Raw genomic sequence first — 22016 nt, forward strand, 5'->3', positions numbered from 1 at the left:
TTATCAGATTAAAAATAAAAACGTATCTTTAGTCCCATAAAATTTTTATATTTTTTTACTCGCTGCGGATCACATTGTTTCCAGGTATTTAATTTCAAAATCCTTTATCTTCAGGGGCTTGTCGTAGTAATAGCCCTGAAAGGATGTGCAGGAGTTTTCGGTCAAGAACCGCACTTCTTCAGGTCTTTCTACCCCTTCGGCCAAGAGCTCGCAATCAATGCTTTGTGCCAGGTGGATCAAGGATTTTAATACGGCTTCGGATTTAGCGTCCTGTCCTATTTTTCTGATAAAGTATCTGTCAATTTTAATTTTATTGATTGGAAATTGCGTCAGATAGGAAATCATCGAAAAACCGGTGCCGAAATCATCGATGGCAATGGATATGCCCTTGTCCCTGCACAATTCCAAGTTTCGCATCGTCGTATCGGAATATGCCATTTCAGCGTGTTCCGTAAGCTCGACTTCAATCAGTGCTGGTTTGATGTCGTATTGCTCCAGCAACATGAAAAACTCTTCAAAGAATACCGAATTCGCCAATAGGGATGGGGTCATATTGATGGCGGTCTTGACATTCCAACCATATTTCCGTTCCCAGTCTTTGATCAATTTAAATACGCCATGAAGCAGATAAGTTGTCAAATAGGCAATTTTTCCTGATTGTTCAGCCACATCGATAAATTCGAGCGGCGACAATTCTCCGAGTACCGGATGATTCCATCTTGCCAGCACTTCAATTCCCGACAGGTTCTTGCCGCCACCCGATATCTGTGGTTGCACTGCGAAATAAAACCCTGAATCAGCCAAACTGTCCATCAGACTTCTTTCAATCATTACCCGGCGTTCGCGGTTTGCCTTCATCGTTGGCCGATAGAAAGCATACGAGGGTCCTTTTTCTTTCTTCGCTTCGTACATGGCTGTCTCAGCCAAAGTCACCAGATCCCGCAGTCTTTTCGTATCAAAGGGGATACAGGCAATTCCTATACTTGCCGATACATATGCAGACTGAAAATCAGCGAGCACAAATGGTTCCTTGAATATTTTCAAAAGCTCTTCGGCAAAATCAGCCAGTCTGTCTCCGGGTTCCGATTCACGCACCACGATAAATTCGTCCCCTTCAAGCCGTCCGATATGGCAGTGGTTTTCCGCCAATCGCTGCAACCTTTCAGCAACACTGATAACCACTTTATCACCCGAGGTGTAATTATAGAGGGCGTTGATAAATTTCAGGTTATCCAGATTAATATAAAAAAAAGTAAACTTCTTTTCCTTCTCTTTCATTTCATATGCGATTTCAGTCATCTTTCGCCGATTCGGCAAACCCGTCAAATCATCACGATAGGCATAGTCCGTTAATTTTTGCTCCAGTTTCTTCTGCTTGTCTATATTGTGAAAGTAGACTGCCACGCCTCCGCGCTTCAGTGGAATCAACTTAAGATGGAACCAGGTCTTTAAACTGCCGAATTGTTCTTCAAACTCAAAACTCGACTTCGTTTCCAAAGAGAACTTAAATTGCTGCTCAAGCTGGCTTCCTTTTAGTTCTGGCAGCACGGTATGAATGCACCTGCCAATGACTTCCTGTCTCTTTATGCCAATCGCTTTTTCCGCGATTTCATTTATATAATCGATTTTCAAATTCTCATCCAATAAGTAAAAACCTTCTGTCATACTTTCCAGGACAGTCTCGGCTGTAATCGATCTGATGCCCTTGTCTGACAGCGTCGTTTTGCTCTCCACTTTTGCACACTCCTATATCTCCGACAAGTACCTTGTCGTAAAACTGATTTACAATAATAAAACCCTTAAAATTCTTGCGTGAATAGTAATTATATAACTAAAGACACAATAATAAACAGTTATTTTTCGTTATTATTCTGAACAAATGGATAAATCGCAAAATTTTTTAGAGTTATTTAACTGATATGCCTCCAACAGCAGCTTAGCGATCGCCAAACATCAGAGACGATTCTGTAAGCTGTTAAGCTTAGGATTCCTTCTATATAATAGAAGGAAAAGGAGGCCATGCACATGTGTCTGATTCTTTTTCAATACCGGGAACACCAAAAGTATAAATTGATCGTAGCCGCAAATCGGGATGAATTTTATGGTCGTCCTGCGGAGGAAGCCCATTTTTGGGAAGATCAGCCAAACATTCTCGCCGGCCGTGACTTGCTGCAAATGGGTACTTGGCTTGGCGTGACTAAAAACGGCCGTTTTGCCGCATTGACCAATTACCGGGACCCTTCACTTCCGGAAGCGGGTAAAATTTCACGTGGTGCCTTGGTAAGGGATTATTTAGCTGCTGATTTCGCCCCGGAGGATTTTCTGAAGACCATTGATCCGGATCACTATACAGGGTTTAGCGTATTGCTCGGTGATTTCAATAAACTTTTTTATTACAGCAATCTCCAGCAGGATATCATTGAAATCACGCCCGGCACTCACGGATTAAGCAACCATTTACTCAATACCCCCTGGCCAAAAGTGGTGAAAGGCAAGAACCGTTTAAAAGATTATTTGGAAGGTGCAAACGAAGTGGATCCCGATGCATTATTTGAGTTGCTGCAGGATTCGGAACAAGCTGCAGACCCTCATCTTCCGGTTTCGGGCGTTGGTCTCGAATTTGAACGCATTCTATCGCCGATGTTCATTAAAACCCCTGAATATGGCACCCGCTCCGCAACCGTGTTGCTGGTCGATTATGATAATAATGTAACTTTCGCGGAACGCATATATGAACAAGGTGAATTTACCAGCCGGCAGCTATTTCAATTTACTGTGTCATAATAAAACGACATAAAAGGACACTCCCTTTTATGTCGTATACTTTTTTATTTTATTCAAATTCCACTGTCATGCTGTTGAGCAGCCGTTTGTATTCCTCGTGCCAATGCTGCCACTCGTTGTCGCGGTTGATCTTGCCATCATCCAGAATCGATTTGATGACATCCAGGCAGACATGCCAGCCCGCCAGATCTTTGGCTGTCTGTGGCGTGATGCGCTGGATCGTTTCCACGAGACGCAATACGCTGTCGCCATTGTTCTGTTCCACTTCAAAACGCACATGATCATCCCACCACTCAAAAGCGAGCACACGTCCTTCTTCGTAATCGGTTATTTCCAACTCCTCCGTCTGGCCATCACCCATATCAAAAATTAGATGTCCTCCTTTAGCGGCTTTTCCCATCCGCAATTCATCAAACCATTGCTGCAAACGGCTGTTGTCTGATAGCATGTTCCATACACTGTCCGTATCGTGTGCCAGTCCGCGTTCAAATACTGCAATATAGCCTTCATCCTGTTGTGTGATTTCTGCGCGCATCAGTATTCCTCCATTTCAAATTTTAAATGTTCCAATATCTTCTACGGATATTGTAACAGAATTCCGGGTATACAAAATTCAGGGAGTTGAATCACATGAGATTAGGATATGCATGCATGAACACCGAATTGAAAAGCGTTTTTCGAACGTTGCGGCTCGCAACAGCTCAAGCAGAAGGCGCAGAAAAGATTAAAGAATTAACTTTGAAAAATATGCAGACAACTCTTGATATCATCAATTGGAATCTTGCCAATGATATTTATTTCTACCGGGCATCCAGCTCGATCGTGCCGCTTTCCACACATCCGGTAAACACCTGGAGCTGGTGGGAGGACCCGGATTTCCTGTTTATTGCCGGTCAGATCCGCGACATTGTCGAAACTCATCAGATGCGGGTTTCGGCTCATCCCGGCCAGTATACCGTATTGAACTCACCAAGACCGGAAGTGGTTGAAAAAGCTATTGAAGACCTCATTTACCACGATAAGCTGATTGCTTTGATGGGCGGCAACGACATCATCATCCATACCGGCGGCGCCTATGGCGATAAGGAAAAGGCTAAAAGACAGTTCGCAGATACTTATCTGAAATTGCCGGAAACAGTACGTAACCGTGTACGCCTTGAAAATGATGATAAAACCTTCACGATACGTGATGTTTTGGATATCCATGAAATGTGCGGCGTGCCCATCTGTTTTGATATCCACCACCATAATTGCAATAATGACGGAACGGCGGTTGATTTTGCTGAGATTCTCGCAACCTGGAAAGGTTATGGCACACCGAAAATCCACATCAGCACCGGCAGAGAAAGTTTCACGGATCTTCGGCACCACGAGCTCGTATCGGAAAAAGACTTTGAAGAGTTGCTGTTATTGCTCGGCGGCACCGATGCGGACATCATGTTTGAAGCCAAATTAAAGGAACAGTCTGTCTTGCCGTTTCTAAGATCATTGGATGAAAAAGCCAATAAATAGACCAAAATGAAAAACCGGCAGTAGAGGAGGAATTGCTCCTCTACTGCCGGTTTTATGTGATTCAGTCCATTACTCAAGTCTTGGAAAGACCAGTTTAAATACAGTTCCTGAACCTTTTTCGGAATTGACGATGATGGACCCTTTCATCTGATGAATGACACTGTAAGTGACCATCATGCCGAGTCCTGTGCCTTTGATTTTATTTGAGAAATAAGGTTCACCGAGACGCTCGACTTCCTCTTTTGTCATGCCGACGCCTCTGTCCGCCACTTCCACAATGATTTTTGAAGGGGTAACTTTGATGCGGACATTCAATTCACCGCCATCCGGCATCGCTTCCACACCGTTTCGAATGATATTGACCATCGCCTGACGGAATTTTTGCCGGTCTCCGCCTATCCTTACTTCTTCTTCAGCGTTGTGGCAAACCAGTTCAACGTCCTTGCTGTTTGCGTATGGACCGAGGATTTTGAGGACCCCGCAAACTTCATCACTCACGGACATCTGTTCCAGTTTTCCGTAAACCGGCTTAGCATAGATCAGGTAATCGTCGATCAGCCCTTCAGCCGCATTGATTTCGCTCAAAATCGTATCGTGGAACTCCAGTTGTTTTTCACGGCTGTAATCATACATCTGCATCAGCTGAATAAAACCTTTGATGCTCTGTATCGGATTCCGCAATTCATGTGAAACGGCCGCAGCAAAATGGCTGACGCTTTCCAATTTTTCATGCTTCATCAATGTATTGAGCATGAGTTCCTGCCGCACGATATGTTCGATCAACAAAGCTGTCAATACAATCATCATTCCCTGATTCAGCATCAGCATGAGCCAAATACCGATGATATCGTGTATCGGATCACCGAACAGTAAATTGCCTGCAAACATATTAAACATTAAGGACAGAATGGAAATAGCAAAAACTGTTGCGACCTTCATTCCGCGGTGCATTCGCATATAGGCCGGGCGAAGGAATGGAACCCCGGCCGCAATGACGAATTGGTTGAGGATTGCGATATACATGCCATCCCCTCCGATAATGATTCTGCCGATTGCCGATACCAGAAACAGCGCGGCCGAGATAACAGGCCCGCCGTATAGTGCACCGACAATCATCGGAACCTGGCGTAAATCGAATATATAGTCCTCTGTCAGGAATTGATAAGGAAATACCATACATAAGATGATGGAAATTGAAAACAAAATCGTCATCGTAACACGATAATCGACAAAGAAATTGCGCTTTCCTGCTCCGGCCAGCATTTGATAAAGCACAATTGGGAAAATGATAAAAAATATATTATTGATCATGCCGGTCATCATTTCAAACAAATTCAGCACCTGCTTTCAAATGGGCTTATGCGGAATTTATTATACAGTAAATCAGAGACCGTGAAACTTTTTTCCACAAATTATATTTATCGGATTAATCCCTGTTTTGAAAGGATTCACTGTCCTTAATCTTTTCCAATAACCTCGCTTTCTTCTTTTTCATACCGGCAACCGTAATGCCGTAGAGCGCAGCCAGTTGTTTGATGCCTTTGTCCTCGACAAATAATTCGATCAGCAGCTTTCTTTCCTTCTGCTTCAACTCGATTTCCGCCAGCCATTCCGGAAGGTTTTCATTCCGTTCCGGCATTTCCAAAGCTTCAAAATGCTCTCCTTCCGACAACAGGAACAGTTTGGCGTATCTGCCTTCACGAGCCAATTCGTCAAGCATTGCCCCGTGCACGGTTCTGAAAGCGAAAGGTGTAAAATCTCCTTTGTCTCCATCAAATCGGCTCCAGGCTTGCCACAGCGCGACTTTCCCGACTTGCCGGAATTCTTCGTGATCGCGGTAGATATGCAATTTTCGTATGAGCGCTGAAATCATTGGTGCATATTGTGCTTCAACTGCATTAAAATCTTCATAATCATTGCCAGTTTCCATTCCATATTCCTTCTGAACGTTCGTTTATTCCCGGGTAAGCCTAGAATAGTGGAAGCGGTGTTTACAAACCACTTGGTGATCAGGCGATTTTCTTCCATTAAATATCCACTTTGTTTTAGTCAATAAACACATCACATTCATAAAATTAACTGAAAAATCAATTTATTGACACAGTTATTTTTCGCAGTAATGCCTCTATATTTCCCGGGAAATTAAAAACGCCGGGACGCTGAGTTCCTTCTGCGTCCCGGTGGAAGATTATTGATAGTAAGCCGCAACATCCCGCATCGGCAATAGAAAGAAATCTTTATTTCAATATAGGCACCTGATCGAACAGCGGTCACAATATCTACTTAAAATTCAGCTGCAGCCAAATTGACTTTGCAGGCAGAAAACCCTATGATTTAGTTAATGACCAGTCAGTCACTTTTAATGACCAACTAGTTACAAGGAGGAACCCAATGGATAAAAAGCAACAATTGATGAATGCCGCCGTCCATCTGTTTTCCATCAAAGGCTTTCACCAAACCTCGGTTCAAGAGATCGCCAATGCAGTTGAAATTTCAAAAGGAGCGTTTTATAAGCATTACGATTCCAAAGAAAGCTTGCTCGTCGGCATTTTGGAACGTTACCAGTCAGAAACGCTGGCTGGAATGGAGCGACTCGATGTTTCTGGAGACTTCAATCCAAAGGATGCATTTGCAAAAAAATTGGCTTTTGAACTCGAAAGCGTACTGGCTGATCGTGATTTTTTCATCATGGTTTTCAAGGATATGCCAACGGACGACAACGAACAACTGACTGCTTTGATGCAGGAGATGCGCAGCTCATCTTCCAAATTTCATCGCAAGAGCCTGCTGGAAGCATTCGGGCCGGACATCGAACCATTTCTGCAAGATCTGACGATTGTGGTCGAAGGTATTCTGAAAGAATATATGATCACCATCATCCTGGAAAACCGCCAATTATCCATCGCCAGATTGAGCCGTTTTATCGCCTCCTCCATGGAAGCGATTGTGGAACAGCTTGGTGCTATGGAAGCGGTGTTTACAGACAAAGCGGAGGAAGACGAGTTATCCATTCAAAGCCTCTTTGCCGATATGGAGACAAAGATCAAGCTGTATTCAAAAAACACTGCGCAATTGCTGGGTTCACTCGAGTTATTGCGGGAAGAACTGCAACAGGATGAACCGCGTAATTTTCTGGTTGATGCGCTAACCGATTACCTGCTGCAGGAAAAACAAATTGAAAAAGAAATTCTTCTATTGAAGAATCATCGTTGAGGAGTGTCATAGTTGAAGAAAGTTATCGATTTTTCATTAAATAATAAGTTCGCCATTTGGATTTTGACCATTATGGTCGTCGTGGCAGGACTTTATGCCGGATTGACAATGAAACAGGAGTCGATTCCAAGCATTACCTTGCCGGCAGTGACAGTAGTCACAGTATATCCGGGTGCCGCACCCGATGAAGTCATGGAAGAAATCACGATTCCAATGGAACAGCGCATCCAGAACATGAATGGCGTGGAATTAACGACATCCACATCCATGGCCAATGCGTCGACCATTCAAGTCCAATACGCTTTTGAAGTGGATATGGATGAAGCGACACGCAATTTGGAAGATGCATTGTCGCAAATTTCAATTCCGGAAGCTGCCAACGAGCCACAAGTTTCCCGGCTCAGTATAGATGCCTTCCCGATTTTGACACTGAGCATCAGTGATTCAGGAAGTTCTTTGGAAGAATTAACTGCCAGCGTGGAACAAAATGTCCTTCCTGCACTTGAAGGCGTCGAAGGTTTATCGGATGCGCAAGTTTCCGGCCAGCGCGTCCAGCAAGTGACCATGAAGTTTGATGAAGCAGCCTTAGCCCAATACGGGTTGACGCAGGAAACGATCCAGCAATTGATTCAAGGATCCAATTTGACATTCCCCTTAGGTTTGACCGAGTTTGGCGGAGAACTGAAAAACCTGGTTATCGATGGTGATGTTACAACGGTTGATGATCTGCGCAATCTGCAGATTCCAGCGATGCCGCAGCAGCCACAGGTTCCGGGGGCTGGTGCACCGGGCGAGACGCCGGAAGTTCCAGAAACGCCAACACCTCCATCAGCGGAAGCACCGGCTGCTGGAGCGATTCCAACCATCGCGCTCAGCGAATTGGCTGACATTGAAGTTGTCAGTGAAGCGGAATCGATTTCCCGTACAAACGGCGAAGAGTCGATCGGCATTTCCATTGTAAAAGCACCGGATGCCAATACGGTCGAAGTTGCCAATGCCGTAAAAGACATCATTGCCGATGTTGAAGAAGCTAATGGTTTAACGGTAGCGACAACGTTTGACCAGGCCGAACCGATTGAGCATTCAGTCGAAACAATGCTCAGCAAAGCCTTCTTCGGCATCCTGTTTGCCGTCGTAATCATTTTGCTGTTCTTGCGCAGCTTTAAAACGACATTGATTTCCATCATCTCAATTCCTTTATCATTATTGATGGCGATCTTCTTATTGAACCAAATGGATATCACGTTGAATATCATGACACTCGGCGCATTGACTGTGGCGATCGGACGTGTCATCGACGACTCGATTGTCGTCATTGAAAATATATACCGGCGCATGGGCTTGCGCGGCGAAAAGTTGCGCGGCAAAGAGTTGGTCCGTGAAGCGACACGCGAAATGTTCCTTCCGATTTTCTCATCAACGGTCGTAACGATTGCGGTATTTCTGCCATTAGCACTCGTCAGCGGTCAAATCGGCGAATTGTTCCTGCCATTCGCTCTTGCAATGGTCTTCGCATTATCTGCTTCTTTATTAGTTGCAGTAACAATTGTGCCGATGATGGCGCATTTGATGTACCGTAAGCAATTGCAGAAGCTCGATGGCAATGGAGCCGCGAAGAAAGAACATAAACCCGGTAAAATGGGTGGCGGCTACAAACGCATTTTGGAATGGTCATTGAACCATAAAATCATTACGTTCGGCGGGGCAACTGTCCTTCTAGCAGCCAGTATGTTCCTGATCCCGGTTATCGGCGTCACTTTCTTGCCGGAACAAGAGCAGAAGATGGTCATGGCAACTTACAGCCCTGAACCGGGCCAGACGCGTGAAGAAGTCGAAGCTGTGGCACTGGATACGGAAAGCAAAATCGATAGTCGAGAAGGCGTCACATCTTACCAATACTCGCTTGGCGGCGGCAACCCGATGGCAGCGATGGGCGGAGGCGGAGATAATTCCGCTTTATTCTATATCGAATATGACTCCGACTTTGAAAATTTCAGCGATGAAAGCACGAAATTGATAGAGGACTTGAATGCTTCAACTGAATCCGGCGAATGGAACAGCATGGACTTTGCCGCTATGGGCGCAAGCGGACTGGAACTGTTCGTTTACGGCGATAATATCGAAGACATCCAGGCAGCCATCGATCAAATCCAGCCGTTCATGGAAGACCATGATGGTTTGGAAAATACTGAGTCGAGTCTGACTGAAGCATACGATCAATTTACATTAGTGGCAAATCAGCAAGCCTTGAGCGAAAACGGCTTGACTGCAGCCCAAATCGGCATGGCATTAAGCGATGTCGGCGAAGCTCCTGTCCTGACGACAGTGGAGCATGAAGACAATGAAATCAACGTTTATATTGAAACAGAAGAAACCGAGTACAATGACATTGCAGATGTAACGAATGTTGAAATTCCAACGGCACTGGGCACTACAGTGACAGTCGGTGATGTGATGGACGTCGAAGAAGGAAGATCTCCTGATACGATCAACCGCAGAGACGGCCAGATGTTTGCTTCCCTTACAGCAGAAGTGCTCGGCAATAACGCAGCTGAAATCACAGTTGACATTGATGACCAAATTGCAGAACTCGATCTGCCATCCGGTGTAACCACTGACCACGGCGGCATCACCGAACAGATCAATGAATCGTTCACACAGCTCGGGCTTGCGATGCTCGCAGCCATTGCCATCGTTTACTTTGTATTGGTTGTAACATTCGGTGGAGCACTGGCTCCATTTGCCATCCTGTTCTCATTGCCATTCACTGTAATTGGTGTATTGGTAGCACTATGGGTCACTGGCGAAGCATTGAGCGTCAACGCATTGATCGGCGTCCTGATGCTGATTGGCATTGTGGTCACTAACGCGATTGTCCTGATTGACCGGGTTATTCACATGGAACAGGCAGGACTCTCCACTCGTGAAGCCCTGCTTGAAGGCGGCGTTACGCGTCTCCGTCCAATCCTGATGACAGCTCTGGCGACAATCGGCGCGCTGATTCCACTCGCCATTGGTGCAGAAGGCGATGGCGGCGGCTTGATTTCGCAGGCACTTGGGATCACCGTGATCGGCGGCTTGATCAGTTCCACTTTACTGACATTGGTCATCGTACCGATTGTTTATGAAGTGTCAGCGAAGTTCAGACGCAAAGAAGTGAAATAAAAATAAGTTCAAGTTTAAATTCAAGTGCAAGATGGATGGAGCCCTCCGATCGGAGGGCTCCTATTTTTGTGTCTGCAGCGATGCGTTGCGTGTGAGTATTGGATATTTTATTTTTAGCGCAACTGGCGAAACGTTGAGTGGAAATATTAAACATTAAATTTTTACTTCATCATGAATTCGACTGATTTTATTCTAACCGCACCCCAAATGGTTCAGACCGCACCCCAAACCGTTTAATCCGCACCTCAACGCTCTCACACCGCACCCCGAAACTCTCCAGCCACAGCTCCTGATATCAGGAAAATAATTATAGAAAATATTTCCATATAACCTCTTCTGCCCTTCTCAATACAACCCCAAATTACACCTTCGCACAAAAAAACCGGTCAGCCCATTAGCCAACCGGTCACTCCCATCATAATTTGCCATAATCTAAACCGCTTTATTCCTTCCGCAAATGCTCCAGCACAGTTTCATCGATGAGCCGCTCTTCTGTCCAGCGGTCGTCGAAGTTTTCGCGCAAGGTAAATGTTTTCAACGCTTCCTTCACGGTGTCATTGTAGCCGGGGTGATCGGCGGAATCGAGCAGGCCGCGGCGCACGAGATGCTCTTTAATCTCCTCGAAAAGCTCACCTTCGATTTCCAGCTGCTCGTCGGTGCTTTCACCAAAAACTTCATGAAGTTCATACAAGCGCAACAACTCCTCGATCGGCTCAGGATGATCGTCGACGCGCAGATCCACTTTGACGTCGTTATAGCCGCCATAGCCTGCGCCTTCCTGCACGACGTATACTGCCGCGGATTGCTTGCCACGGCTATCGCCGCCGGCATGCTGGGCTGCGGCCAATGCTTTGATCAGGCGTTCGGCGAGTGGACCAGTCGATTGTTCGAACGAATTGCTCATCGCTGTCACCGTTTCTTCGCTGACGAGGATATTGCCTTGTGCTGAATGGTTTTTGCCGATTTTATGGCCTGCCCAGTCAAAGCATTCCTCACCCGTAAATGCGCTTGCTTCGCCATCTGCATTGATAACCGCCACCTGGCGCAGGTTGCGGCCCGGGTCGTCAGCCACCAGTTTTGCGATGACTTCTTCCGGTGAAAGCCCTTTTTCAAGAAGTTCCAACCCTTCAGGTCCGTATTTCGTATTCGCCCAAGATTGAGTTGCTACCGCCCCGACATTTGCTTTTGCCCAGGGTACAACTGCACCTACTGCCAGAAATTTCGATTGGACCGCAACTCCCACTTCGCCAGTTTTCGGGTCCGCTCCGACGATTGAAAAGGTCGCCACCAATTGCTCTTTATTCATTTTTCATTCCCCCTTTATTTCAGTTTACCTTAATTTTCAAAATTTTTTATTAAAATTAACCCAAATTTCCGGATGAAAAAATTCCAAAAAAAAAATGCTGCACCTGAACAAGTCAGGTGCAGCAATATCTTCTACAAATTATTTTTATCAGACAAGTTCAGATGGGGACTTTTTTCATTCCGCTTAATAATTTTCATGAATAATGGAAGCAGCAAAAATAAAGCCGCCAGCGCAATAGCCATTGTCGGCATGAAATTGCCGCCCGATACAGCAGAAGAAGTTTCAATTGATTCTTCGACAATTGCTGCTGCCTGCTGAGCGTCAGACACAGTAAACTTCTCTTCGGCAAAAAATTCCTTTTTGTCTGCATTGCCTTTAATCATCAGCACATATTTGCCCTCTTCGAAAATATGCCCCTTCAGATCAATTGGAAAGCGTATGTCTGATTTCGGTGCCATTGCGAAAGAATCAATAACTCCATTAAGGATGGTATCACCCTCTTTGTCCATAATCGTGTACGTACCCTGCACATTTTCAAGGACCGTGGAATTGCCATTCAATATTTTCATCGTCAGCTGATTTTGAACGGTGTCAAACTTCGCTTTCCCAAGTGAAAAACCAGATGCTGAGTTATCCGGCAAATTCACCTTCACTGCCACTAATCGCTGGCCATCCTGTTCATAAGTATAATTGTTTCCGCCTTCATTTATCGACGCCATGCCCAGGTCTTCAGTCACATTTTCAGAAGTCAGCATGACGCCTGTGAGAAGCGTGCCGCTTGCATCCATTGGGATATCAAAGTGATAATGCGCATCTTTTTCAGCATGAGCAGGAATGGTAATGGTTTCCTTAACATCAAACTGCTCCGACAAGCGGAGACGGTTTTCTCCATCAGAATCAGGATCTGTGCCATATAGAATCCCGCCTTCTGCCGCAGTCCATGCATCGACCACTTCCGCATGCAATTCGATTGGTTCGTCAGTCGTATTTGTAATACGTAAAGTTAAGGATAGACTCTGGCCAGGTTCGGCGTCGATATTAAAATAGCCCTCAGAAAAACTTTGCTGACCTTCTGCAGGCAGCAATTCAACTTCAAAATCGTTTACGGATTCAGCCGCATTTGCAGTTAATGGAATTAAAATCATCAGGAAAATCAGTATTAGAACACGTAAGGACATAATGTTCCTCCAGTAAAATTATTCTTACAAAAAATAAAAAGCTGTGTCACCCTGACACAGCTGCAATTTCAATGTAATTGTAAGTACAGCTAAGTAAAATTCATGAAATTAGATATCAATAAATTTCTATACGGTTTATATTACAATTATATTACAAGGTTTGTAACAATAAATCAAGCTTTATACCCAACTTTTGTCACTTAAAACATATTCATTGGTTTATTCAACCGAAAAATAATTATCTGAATAATCTTACTATTTTACCTTAATTCAAATAGGTTGTGATATAATGAAATTAACCTAATGTGCTCTTTTTCTTCTGAGATATATGCAATTACATAGATAATATTGCCCGCATTTTTTATACATACGCTAATGCTTTTCATTAGTGTAACTAAAAAAAGGGGTGACTATTGTGGGCACAAGAATTTTCAAAATTGCAGCAGCCATGCTATTGGTTTTAACCAGTTTGTTTTCATTCAGTGGCCAGTCAGACGCAGCCAATTCAACGTTTATAACGAAAGGCAACACCACCAGCAAAGTTGTGGCCCTGACTTTTGATGATGGCGCTGATGGAACGAACATCAACAGAATCCTGAATACCCTTTCCACCCATAATGTGAAAGCTACATTCTTCCTTACAGGTTCCGGAGCAGAGCATCATCCGCAAGGAATCAGGAATATTGCAAACCAGGGGCATCAGCTCGGCAATCATTCCTATAACCATCCGGATTTCCGAACCTTGACAGCCGCTCAAATGAAATCACAGCTCGACCGTACTGAAACGATTATACGAAATTTGACCGGCAAATCGACCAAGCCTATTTTCAGAGCGCCTTACGGTTACACTAACGCCAGCGTACTAGCGGGAGTTGGTGCAGCTGGATATGGCTACACCATTCACTGGAATATCGATACCATTGACTGGCGCGGTGATTCCGCTGCTACAATCACCAGTAAAGTGGTGAATAATATTGTTCCCGGATCCATCGTTCTGATGCATACAGGCGCAGGCGCACCCGGTACCCCGACTGCATTGCCGAATATCATCACCCAGTTAAAAGCGAAAGGCTATTCATTTGTGACAATATCTCAATTATTGAAATTGCCTTCTGCACCACCTGCAAGCGGCACAAGTTACACCGTTAAAGCGGGTGACACATTATATGGCATTGCCCAGCGTTTCAACACGACTGTTGCCAGACTTGCAGCCGCCAATAATATTCCAAACGTCAATTTCTTGCGCATCGGGCAAGTCCTGATCATTCCAGGCACCAGCACCACTCCGCCTCCTGCGACTTCAACAAAATACACGGTGAAAGCTGGAGATACCCTGTATGCAATCGCCCAGCGTTACAACACGACCGTAGCCAGAATTGCAGCCGCCAATAATTTACCGAACGTCAACCTGCTGCGCATCGGGCAAGTCCTGATCATCCCGGGCACAAGCACAACTCCGCCTCCTGCCACAAGCGTTAAGTACACAGTTAAAGCCGGAGATACTTTATATGGAATTGCGGTCAGATACAACACGACCGTTGCCAAAATTGCAGCCGCCAATAATATTACAAATGTCAATTTCCTGCGCATTGGGCAGGTATTGACGATTCCTAGATAACAAAGAAAAGCGACAGCAAAGAGATGGACCAAATGTAATTTGGGACATCTCTTTGCGACGAAGCTAGCGAAGCGATGCAGGAGCAGCATTAGAGTGACTTATGACCCGAAGAGCTGGGCCGCTGGAGTCTGGACAGCAAAGAAAAGCGACAGCGCCCGTTAAGCTCTGAAAGGCATATGAACGAACAAAAGATCGGAGAACGCACAAATCTGCGCGTTCTCCGATCTTTTTTATTATTGCCCATAGCTCTTCAAGCCAGCACTGATGGGATACTTTCATTGATTGGCGGCCGGCCAACCGAATGATACTCTATGTCATGATGTTTCATTTCCTGGAGCGAAAAACAATTCCGGCCATCAATGACCAGCGGCCGCATCATTGATTTAAAGGAAGCAGGCGACAAGTTTTTTATTTCCTGCCATTCTGTGAGAATCAATACAGCATCACTGTCGCTGATTGCATCAGTAATGGTTTCTGCGTATTCCACTTCGGGATTTAAAACGGCTTTGGCGTTTTCCATAGCAATCGGATCATAGCCCACCACTCTGGCACCTTGTTGCACAAGCTCATCTGCCACAATGATTGAAGCGGCTTCTCTCATATCATCCGTTTCCGGTTTGAAGGCGAGGCCAAGCACCGCAATCTTTTTACCAGCTACATCAGGGATGCAACGCTTCAACTTATTAATTAGCAGGCCCTGCTGTTTGATGTTTACGTCAACTACACCTTTCAGCAATTGAAATTCATAATCCAGGTTCCCGGCGATTTGAATCAGCGCTTTGGTGTCTTTCGGGAAACAAGAACCCCCGTAACCGATACCAGCCTTCAGGAACTGAAAACCGATACGTTTATCCATTCCCATTCCCTTGGCGACATTTTCAACATCCGCTCCCAATAACTCGCAAATATTGGAGATTTCATTGATGAAACTGATTTTGGTGGCCAGAAAAGCATTGGAGGCGTATTTGATCATTTCGGCACTTTTGATATCCGTTCGGAATATCGGAACATTAAATGGAGTATTGATGGTTTCCATAATAGCTGCAGCTCTGTCCGATTCGGTTCCTATAATGATTCTGTCAGCATGGAATGAATCATAAATGGCAGAACCTTCCCGCAAAAACTCCGGATTCGAAACAATTTCAACCTGGACATCGTGAAGCAGGTGCAATCGAATCAGATCACGAATTTTGTAATTTGTGCCTACCGGAACCGTGCTTTTCGTTACAATCAGCGTATCGCGCGTAATGTTCCATGCAATGTCTTTGCAAGACTGCTCTATATAACTGAGATCCGCTGAACCGTCTTCATTTTCAGGCGTTCCCACAGCGATATAGATTGCATCGGCCTGCCGCAGCGCTTCACGATGGCTCACAGTAAATGACAGACGCCCGGCGTTCAGGTTTCGCTGCATCATTTCCGTCAACCCAGGTTCGTAGATAGGCGAAATGCCTTGTCTCATTTTTTCCACTTTCTGCTCATCAATATCAATGCAGACAACTTCCTGACCAATTTCCGACAAGGTTACGCCGGTTACTAAACCTACATAGCCTGTACCAATGACTGCAATTTTCATCTCAACACCTCCCATCGCTTAGAGTAATGCGGAAGTCGACCGGGCCCGGAGCAGTTTTTGCATCATTTCTGCCACTTTACTGCCATACTCTTCATGGTCCAAAGCAAATTCCATTTGGGTTTGGATAAATCCGAGCATTTCTCCCACGTCATATCTTTTCCCTTCAAAATCATAAGCATAGACGTTCTGCAATTCGTTTAATCCTTGGATTGCATCAGTCAATTGGATTTCTCCGCCTGCGCCGACTTCCTGCTTATCAAGGAATTGGAAAATTTCTGGAGTAAGAATGTATCTCCCCATGATTGCCAGATTGGAAGGTGCCGTTCCTTTAACCGGTTTTTCTACAAAGTTGCGGACTTTGTAGCATCGCCCATCCACCGAAGTCGGATCTATAATTCCGTAACGATGAGTTTCGTCTTCCTCAACAGGCTGTACGCCAATGATGGAAGAGCCGAGCTCCATATATTGATCGATTAATTGCTTGAGACAAGGCTTCTCGGATCGGACGATATCATCTCCCAACAGGACGGCAAATGGCTCATCCCCGATAAATTTACGCGCGGTCCAGACAGCATGCCCCAAGCCTTTCGGTTCTTTTTGCCGAATATAATGAATTTCAACTTTGGAGGAATCACGCACTTTCTCCAATAAATCGAATTTCCCTTTTTGGATCAGGTTTTCTTCAAGCTCAAAATTATTATCAAAATGGTCTTCTATTGCCCGTTTCCCTTTGCCCGTGACGATTATGATGTCTTCAATACCTGATGCCACCGCTTCTTCTACGATGTACTGGATTGTCGGTTTGTCGATAATCGGGAGCATTTCTTTCGGCATCGCTTTCGTTAGCGGCAAAAATCTTGTCCCCAGTCCTGCCGCTGGAATAATTGCTTTTCTGATTTTTTTCATTTATTTTTCCCTCCAATTCCAAGATACTCATGATTTTCTAGTATAGGATTTTATTCCATAATTCCCTTCTTTCCGAAGCTTCAACCTCATAGGGCAGATCGGCAGCAAAATCTTCTGGAAATCCATTCAAATCAAACGAATCTTCTATATTCAGAGGTTTGGTTTCGTATTTATACAAAAACTCGAAATCGATCAGCTTCAGTCCTTCTTTTGTGATTAGTATATTGCCAGGATGGAAGTCGATCATGGCATAACCTTTGTCGAAGAAAAACGTGATGATCTCAAAGATTTCCTCTTTATACCTTTTGAGGTATTGATTTTTAATAAATTCATTTTCAGTCAATAAATTCTTCTCGTAATAGGGTATGATCAGGTAATTTTCTCCGTGGTCCAAGAGGGGCGGAATAAATGAACATTCTTTGCTCAATTCTCCGTAAGCGTAAATCTCCCTCTCCAGAAATCTTTCCTTCCCCTTTTTATAGGTTTTCTTTATCGCCTTTCTCCCCTGATATTCAATCAGCTCCACCTTTGCTCTGCGCTTATGCGCTGAAACATCTTTGAATACTTTTTCCTGTGTTTTGTAAGCACAATCCCAGGCAATGACAGTATTTTTGACTGTTTCGAGGATTTCCGGAGCCGTTGCTTCAATATAATCGAGTGCTTCGATTTCGTCATCAGAACTGTGGATTGGATTAGACCTTTCGTTTAGGGGAAGGCTGGAATTGATTTCTCTGCGCAATTCTTCTTTCAACAGATAATGTTCATTTGTAACATGCGGGTATTTCTTCCGGTAATTTTTGCTGATGGGTTTTGGATTATAATCATACATAATAAGGAGTATCGCCGGGTTTCCTCCGCTAACAGGCCAAGGTCCCTTGCCCCAATTGCCTCCTCGGAGGTTTTGCGCAGCAATTTTCTGTTGTTCAGCTGTAAATTCCACTTGAGCAACTTGATTCAGCCCCGCCTTTTCTAAATAATTCAAAATGAATTCCGAGAGACCGTGTTCCACTGCCCACTCACGTATGATGAAAACCATCAACTCGCCGGATTTTTCAAAGTCGAGTTTATTGGTGCTGATGATGGATTCGAGCCAGGAATCATTCTGGGTATTCAACTTTCTGATAGTGTCTGTTGCCGGAGACCAGCCCACCAATTGCAAAAAGTTGTGCAGGTAATTCAAATTCATCTCTTTTAAATGAATCTGATTTTCCTGTGCGAGTGCACTTAAAATTCCCGGGTAATCATGATCAGCTACAGAATCGTCTCCATTTTCTCCACCCTGGAACGCGATTCCTGATTTCTCGCCTTTATGGTATACCACGTGATACAGCAAGCTGAGGAAATAATGGAGCCTGCTCGGAACATAATACTTTCCTTCCCACACTTCCCGATGATTCAGTATTTTTTCCGCAAGATAGGGGGGATAATAGGAAACATATCGAAAACTGCTTCCGCTCATGCCCGAAACGCTGTAAACATCAAATGGCAAAATGCCAATCCGTTCATCCAGTAAATTTTGGACTTCCTCCAGATCTTCGTCTGAAACAAGGAGATCCACATCTTCATTAATATCCAAAAACGGGATATTTTCAAACCAGCGCAATATTACATACCGCATGCCTGAGTTATTCAAGGTGAGAAAGAAATTGTCGAAACCAATGGCGGGTGATAAATAATAACGGGCTTCTTGTTCCTTTTCGTGCAACCTCGTTAAAATTATCGCTTTGTAAAATTGACCTTGGCTATCTGAAAACCGATGGAATTGGACTCCCCATTTTCTGCCACGCAACGAATGCAGCGCGGACAGTGCAATACCTTCCAATAAGGTCAGTCCGTTGCGGGGTTTCAAGATGATTTTTTCTGCCCCGGATCGCATTGCTTTTTTTACATGTAAGAAGTTTGCATTTTCCAAAATCAATATATCGGCATTGTTCTTATAGATTAAATTGGTATCTTTTTCCGGATAGAGCTCCTGAGCATTGTTGGAGGCTTCATTTCCGATAAATATACCAAGGAAATTCGTGAAGCCTTTTGCATGGAGCTCTTCTTTCATCTCGGTATCCACCGCATTATAATGCAGTATTTTGAGTTTGCTTTTCTCCTTATAATGAACGGCAAGAAAATTGCTGAGCTTTAACCCGCTTTTCACAATGCTTCCTCCTCTCCAATCTCTCAGAGAAATATACGATCGCTCTCAGGGATACATTTTTAAAATTAGTTTAAGGTATATGTGTTATTTGGTACGCTCAGATTATTCAGCACGACCCCGATCAGGGTCGTATTCGAAGCGAGAATTTTCCCTTTTGCTTTTAAGGCTAAGTCCTTATCTGTTTTTCCTGACTTCAGAACCAAAATGCTGCCATCACATTTATTTGCCAGAATCTGGCCGTCCGTAACAGCCAGAATCGGCGGGGAATCAACGATTACAATATCGTAATTATTTTTCAATCCCGCCAATAATAAATCCATGGCGTTCGAAGCCAGCAATTCTGCTGGATTAGGCGGAATCGGACCACAAGTCAGAAGGTCCAGCCCTGAAATCCTTGTCTTATTAACTGCAGACTCCAAGCGCTCCTGTCTTGTCAGCACGGTCGAAAGCCCCTTGCGGTTCGTTGTGCCGAATGTATAATGCATGGTCGGCTTTCTCATATCCGCATCAATCAATAAAACTTTTTTTCCGGTTTGGGCATAGACAATGGCAAGATTCGCAGCTGTGGTCGATTTGCCTTCTGAAGCGGATGCGGAAGTCACCGAAATAGAACGGATTTCTTTATCCGGAGAAGAAAACTCAATATTGGTGCGCAATGTCCTGAATTGTTCCGACACCATCGAATGTGGCGCCATTACTGTTACTAATGTGCGTCCTTTAAAATCTCGACCCTTTTTTTTATTCGCTCTCATGCGTCACGCCTCCTATTCGTTGAATATCACTTGCAAATCTTCTTTTGACAGTTTTCTATTCGGTATTGGTGATATTACTGCCAGCAATGGCACTTCGAGCAATTCTTCGATATCATTTTCAGTGTTGATTGTCGTATTCACGTATTCCAACATGAAGGACATGCCTATCCCCAGTGCCAGACCAATCACTGCTGAGATTGCCAAATTCAGAATATGATTGGGTGCAACAGGTGTCGGACTATCACTTAAACCTGCTGTCGACAGGATGGAAACATTATTGACATTCATTAATTGCTGTATTTCTTGTTCAAAAACCGTTGCCGTTGTATTTGCTATATCCATCGCTGTTTTCGGATCGGGGTTTCGTACGGTAATTTCAATTACCTGGGAATTGGAAGCGGAAATTACGGTCATATTTTCATTTAGGGCATTTACTGTAGTATTCAACGACAATTGCTCGATCACTTTATCCATAATTCGTTTACTTTTAATGATTACACTATAGGTATTGACCAATTGAAGGTCCGCTTCAATATTTTGGTTGCTGATCGTGCCATTTCCCAATCTCTCCTGATTTACCAGGATCTGCGTTGAATTTTCATAGATCGGTGTCAATGCATAATAAGAGATTGCACCTGCGAGCATGACGGTCAGAAAGGCGATAATGAAAATCATGCCTTTTCTTTTTTTAATCACAGCAAAAAAATTGATAAAATTAAACTCCTTCATATAAAGCCTCCTCAACACTTTTCAGCGGTCATTTTAGCTCTGCAGAAAACTCAACTTCTTTGTCAATCAGACGGTAGCCATTCGGGTTCATCGATTGCCATTTCCAGGCATCTTGACACATTTCCAATATGTTTTTTTCCGCTTTCCATAACAGCCGTTTTTCGGCTTTCTCAGGATTGGCATAGCAGATTGCAAGGTCTCCGTCACGCCTTTCAACAACCTGATAGGGAATATCAACACCCGATACCCTAGTAAAAGCCTTTACAAGATCGAGCACGCTGCAGCCGATGCCGGTTCCTAAATTGAAGGTTTCAATTCCAGGGTGTCCTGTGAGATATTCGAGCGCTTTCAGATGGCCTTTAACCAGGTCTGTGACATGGATATAATCTCTGACACCGGTGCCGTCCTTCGTTTCATAATCTTCACCGAAAACTTGCAGGACAGGTCTTTTGCCGACGGCGACTTGGGTAATATAAGGCATCAAATTATTGGGAATGCCCGTCGGATCCTCTCCGATTCTTCCGCTCGGATGCGCTCCAATCGGATTGAAATAGCGCAGTATCGCTATTTTCCAGAATGGATCTGATTTGTATAGATCATGCAGGATTTCCTCAATCATCAGTTTGGTGCGCCCATAAGGGTTGCTTGCACCAAGAGGCGAATTTTCATCAACCGGTCTATTGCTTCGCGCCTGGTAGACGGTGGCTGAAGAACTGAAGACAAGCTCCTTGACATTAAACTTGTTCATTATTTTGCAGAGATTCAGAGTTCCCGAAATATTATTGTCAAAATAATATAAAGGAAGAGAAACTGATTCATTAACTGATTTCAATCCTGCAAAATGCATCACTGCCTTGATATCATGTCTGCGAAAAATGCGCTCCACACCTTCTGTGTCCAGCAAGTCCGTTTTATAGAATTCAAACTCTTTTCCAGTCAATTCCTTAATTCTTAATACAGCTTCAAAACTGCTGTTTACCAGTGAATCCAGAACTACAATTTCATAGCCATTGTCCAATAATTCCACTGCAGCATGGCTGCCAATATATCCTGCACCGCCAGTGATCAATATCATCTTTACGCCTCCGTTCCCTGTCTGGTCAGCAGATAGGTATATTTTAGAATTCG

17 protein-coding genes are annotated in these 22016 nt (G+C 44.3%); 5 read left to right on the forward strand and 12 right to left on the reverse strand.

Translation table 11 applies throughout. The features are described from left to right. Window positions 1-69: 69 nt before the first annotated feature. Window positions 70-1734, reverse strand: a complete 1665-nt coding sequence (locus DHX103_RS03170) for an EAL domain-containing protein (protein ID WP_422123826.1) — start codon at window positions 1732-1734, stop codon at window positions 70-72. A gap of 291 nt (window positions 1735-2025) precedes the next feature. On the opposite strand from DHX103_RS03170, the gene DHX103_RS03175 reads away from it, so the two are divergent. Further along, entirely contained in the window at window positions 2026-2784 is a 759-nt protein-coding gene (locus tag DHX103_RS03175) for an NRDE family protein (protein WP_422123827.1), read from the forward strand. Window positions 2785-2833: 49 nt separating this feature from the next. Here the strand turns inward: DHX103_RS03175 and DHX103_RS03180 are convergent, their stop codons facing one another. Continuing rightward, window positions 2834-3319 carry an SRPBCC domain-containing protein gene (locus tag DHX103_RS03180; protein ID WP_422123828.1) on the reverse strand — a complete coding sequence of 162 codons (486 nt, stop codon included), beginning with the start codon at window positions 3317-3319 and terminating at the stop codon, window positions 2834-2836. Window positions 3320-3414: 95 nt separating this feature from the next. Here DHX103_RS03180 and uvsE point away from each other — a divergent pair, with 95 nt between their 5' ends. Further along, window positions 3415-4296, forward strand: a complete 882-nt coding sequence (gene uvsE, locus DHX103_RS03185; protein ID WP_422123829.1) for a UV DNA damage repair endonuclease UvsE — start codon at window positions 3415-3417, stop codon at window positions 4294-4296. A 69-nt stretch (window positions 4297-4365) separates the two neighbouring features. Here the strand turns inward: uvsE and DHX103_RS03190 are convergent, their stop codons facing one another. Both DHX103_RS03190 and DHX103_RS03195 read right to left on the reverse strand, forming a co-directional pair. Continuing rightward, window positions 4366-5619 carry an ATP-binding protein gene (locus tag DHX103_RS03190; RefSeq protein ID WP_422124713.1) on the reverse strand — a complete coding sequence of 418 codons (1254 nt, stop codon included), beginning with the start codon at window positions 5617-5619 and terminating at the stop codon, window positions 4366-4368. A gap of 103 nt (window positions 5620-5722) precedes the next feature. Continuing rightward, a complete protein-coding gene (locus tag DHX103_RS03195; protein WP_422123830.1) occupies window positions 5723-6226 on the reverse strand; it encodes a sigma-70 family RNA polymerase sigma factor in 504 nt (167 codons plus the stop codon). A 461-nt stretch (window positions 6227-6687) separates the two neighbouring features. Here DHX103_RS03195 and DHX103_RS03200 point away from each other — a divergent pair, with 461 nt between their 5' ends. Together DHX103_RS03200 and DHX103_RS03205 are read left to right on the forward strand one after the other, a co-directional pair. Next, a complete protein-coding gene (locus tag DHX103_RS03200) occupies window positions 6688-7509 on the forward strand; it encodes a TetR/AcrR family transcriptional regulator (RefSeq protein ID WP_422123831.1) in 822 nt (273 codons plus the stop codon). Between the two features lie 12 nt (window positions 7510-7521). After that, a complete protein-coding gene (locus DHX103_RS03205) occupies window positions 7522-10674 on the forward strand; it encodes an efflux RND transporter permease subunit (protein ID WP_422123832.1) in 3153 nt (1050 codons plus the stop codon). Window positions 10675-11116: 442 nt separating this feature from the next. Here DHX103_RS03205 and DHX103_RS03210 read toward each other — a convergent pair whose 3' ends face one another. Both DHX103_RS03210 and DHX103_RS03215 read right to left on the reverse strand, forming a co-directional pair. After that, window positions 11117-11980, reverse strand: coding sequence for a DUF1028 domain-containing protein (locus DHX103_RS03210; RefSeq protein WP_422123833.1), 864 nt, complete (start codon window positions 11978-11980; stop codon window positions 11117-11119). Window positions 11981-12111: 131 nt separating this feature from the next. Next, window positions 12112-13158, reverse strand: a complete 1047-nt coding sequence (locus DHX103_RS03215; RefSeq protein ID WP_422123834.1) for a WxL protein peptidoglycan domain-containing protein — start codon at window positions 13156-13158, stop codon at window positions 12112-12114. 415 nt (window positions 13159-13573) lie between these two features. On the opposite strand from DHX103_RS03215, the gene DHX103_RS03220 reads away from it, so the two are divergent. After that, window positions 13574-14776 carry a LysM peptidoglycan-binding domain-containing protein gene (locus DHX103_RS03220; RefSeq protein WP_422123835.1) on the forward strand — a complete coding sequence of 401 codons (1203 nt, stop codon included), beginning with the start codon at window positions 13574-13576 and terminating at the stop codon, window positions 14774-14776. Window positions 14777-15026: 250 nt separating this feature from the next. On the opposite strand, the gene DHX103_RS03225 is transcribed toward DHX103_RS03220, so the two are convergent. The 6 genes from DHX103_RS03225 to galE all read right to left on the reverse strand — a co-directional run bounded on the left by DHX103_RS03225 (window position 15027) and on the right by galE (window position 21963). Beyond that, window positions 15027-16352 (reverse strand): UDP-glucose dehydrogenase family protein, encoded by a 1326-nt coding sequence (locus tag DHX103_RS03225; protein ID WP_422123836.1) that lies wholly within the window; start codon window positions 16350-16352, stop codon window positions 15027-15029. 18 nt (window positions 16353-16370) lie between these two features. Further along, the gene (galU, locus tag DHX103_RS03230) at window positions 16371-17258 is read right to left on the reverse strand and encodes a UTP--glucose-1-phosphate uridylyltransferase GalU (protein ID WP_422123837.1); all 888 of its coding nucleotides are present in this window, start codon (window positions 17256-17258) and stop codon (window positions 16371-16373) included. A gap of 37 nt (window positions 17259-17295) precedes the next feature. After that, window positions 17296-19407, reverse strand: coding sequence for a hypothetical protein (locus DHX103_RS03235; RefSeq protein WP_422123838.1), 2112 nt, complete (start codon window positions 19405-19407; stop codon window positions 17296-17298). A gap of 65 nt (window positions 19408-19472) precedes the next feature. Then, window positions 19473-20159: a CpsD/CapB family tyrosine-protein kinase gene (locus DHX103_RS03240; protein WP_422123839.1), complete on the reverse strand. Its 687-nt coding sequence runs from the start codon at window positions 20157-20159 to the stop codon at window positions 19473-19475. 12 nt (window positions 20160-20171) lie between these two features. Beyond that, entirely contained in the window at window positions 20172-20888 is a 717-nt protein-coding gene (locus tag DHX103_RS03245; RefSeq protein WP_422123840.1) for a YveK family protein, read from the reverse strand. A 28-nt stretch (window positions 20889-20916) separates the two neighbouring features. Next, complete coding sequence (gene galE, locus DHX103_RS03250) at window positions 20917-21963, reverse strand: UDP-glucose 4-epimerase GalE (protein ID WP_422123841.1); 1047 nt, start codon at window positions 21961-21963, stop codon at window positions 20917-20919. Between the last annotated feature and the right edge of the window lie 53 nt (window positions 21964-22016).

Origin of the sequence: Planococcus daihaiensis, from assembly GCF_049262615.1 — a bacterium.
Lineage (GTDB): Bacteria > Bacillota > Bacilli > Bacillales_A > Planococcaceae > Planococcus.

What these genes read in the sequence shown, in the direction of transcription:
- DHX103_RS03175 (WP_422123827.1), top strand. Translation starts at nt 2,026, where the DNA reads ATGTGTCTGATTCTTTTTCAATACCGGGAACACCAAAAGTATAAATTG.
- DHX103_RS03180 (WP_422123828.1), bottom strand. Translation starts at nt 3,319, where the DNA reads ATGCGCGCAGAAATCACACAACAGGATGAAGGCTATATTGCAGTATTT.
- uvsE (WP_422123829.1), top strand. Translation starts at nt 3,415, where the DNA reads ATGAGATTAGGATATGCATGCATGAACACCGAATTGAAAAGCGTTTTT.
- DHX103_RS03190 (WP_422124713.1), bottom strand. Translation starts at nt 5,619, where the DNA reads ATGATGACCGGCATGATCAATAATATATTTTTTATCATTTTCCCAATT.
- DHX103_RS03195 (WP_422123830.1), bottom strand. Translation starts at nt 6,226, where the DNA reads ATGGAAACTGGCAATGATTATGAAGATTTTAATGCAGTTGAAGCACAA.
- DHX103_RS03200 (WP_422123831.1), top strand. Translation starts at nt 6,688, where the DNA reads ATGGATAAAAAGCAACAATTGATGAATGCCGCCGTCCATCTGTTTTCC.
- DHX103_RS03210 (WP_422123833.1), bottom strand. Translation starts at nt 11,980, where the DNA reads ATGAATAAAGAGCAATTGGTGGCGACCTTTTCAATCGTCGGAGCGGAC.
- DHX103_RS03215 (WP_422123834.1), bottom strand. Translation starts at nt 13,158, where the DNA reads ATGTCCTTACGTGTTCTAATACTGATTTTCCTGATGATTTTAATTCCA.
- DHX103_RS03225 (WP_422123836.1), bottom strand. Translation starts at nt 16,352, where the DNA reads ATGAAAATTGCAGTCATTGGTACAGGCTATGTAGGTTTAGTAACCGGC.
- galU (WP_422123837.1), bottom strand. Translation starts at nt 17,258, where the DNA reads ATGAAAAAAATCAGAAAAGCAATTATTCCAGCGGCAGGACTGGGGACA.
- DHX103_RS03240 (WP_422123839.1), bottom strand. Translation starts at nt 20,159, where the DNA reads ATGAGAGCGAATAAAAAAAAGGGTCGAGATTTTAAAGGACGCACATTA.
- DHX103_RS03245 (WP_422123840.1), bottom strand. Translation starts at nt 20,888, where the DNA reads ATGAAGGAGTTTAATTTTATCAATTTTTTTGCTGTGATTAAAAAAAGA.
- galE (WP_422123841.1), bottom strand. Translation starts at nt 21,963, where the DNA reads ATGATATTGATCACTGGCGGTGCAGGATATATTGGCAGCCATGCTGCA.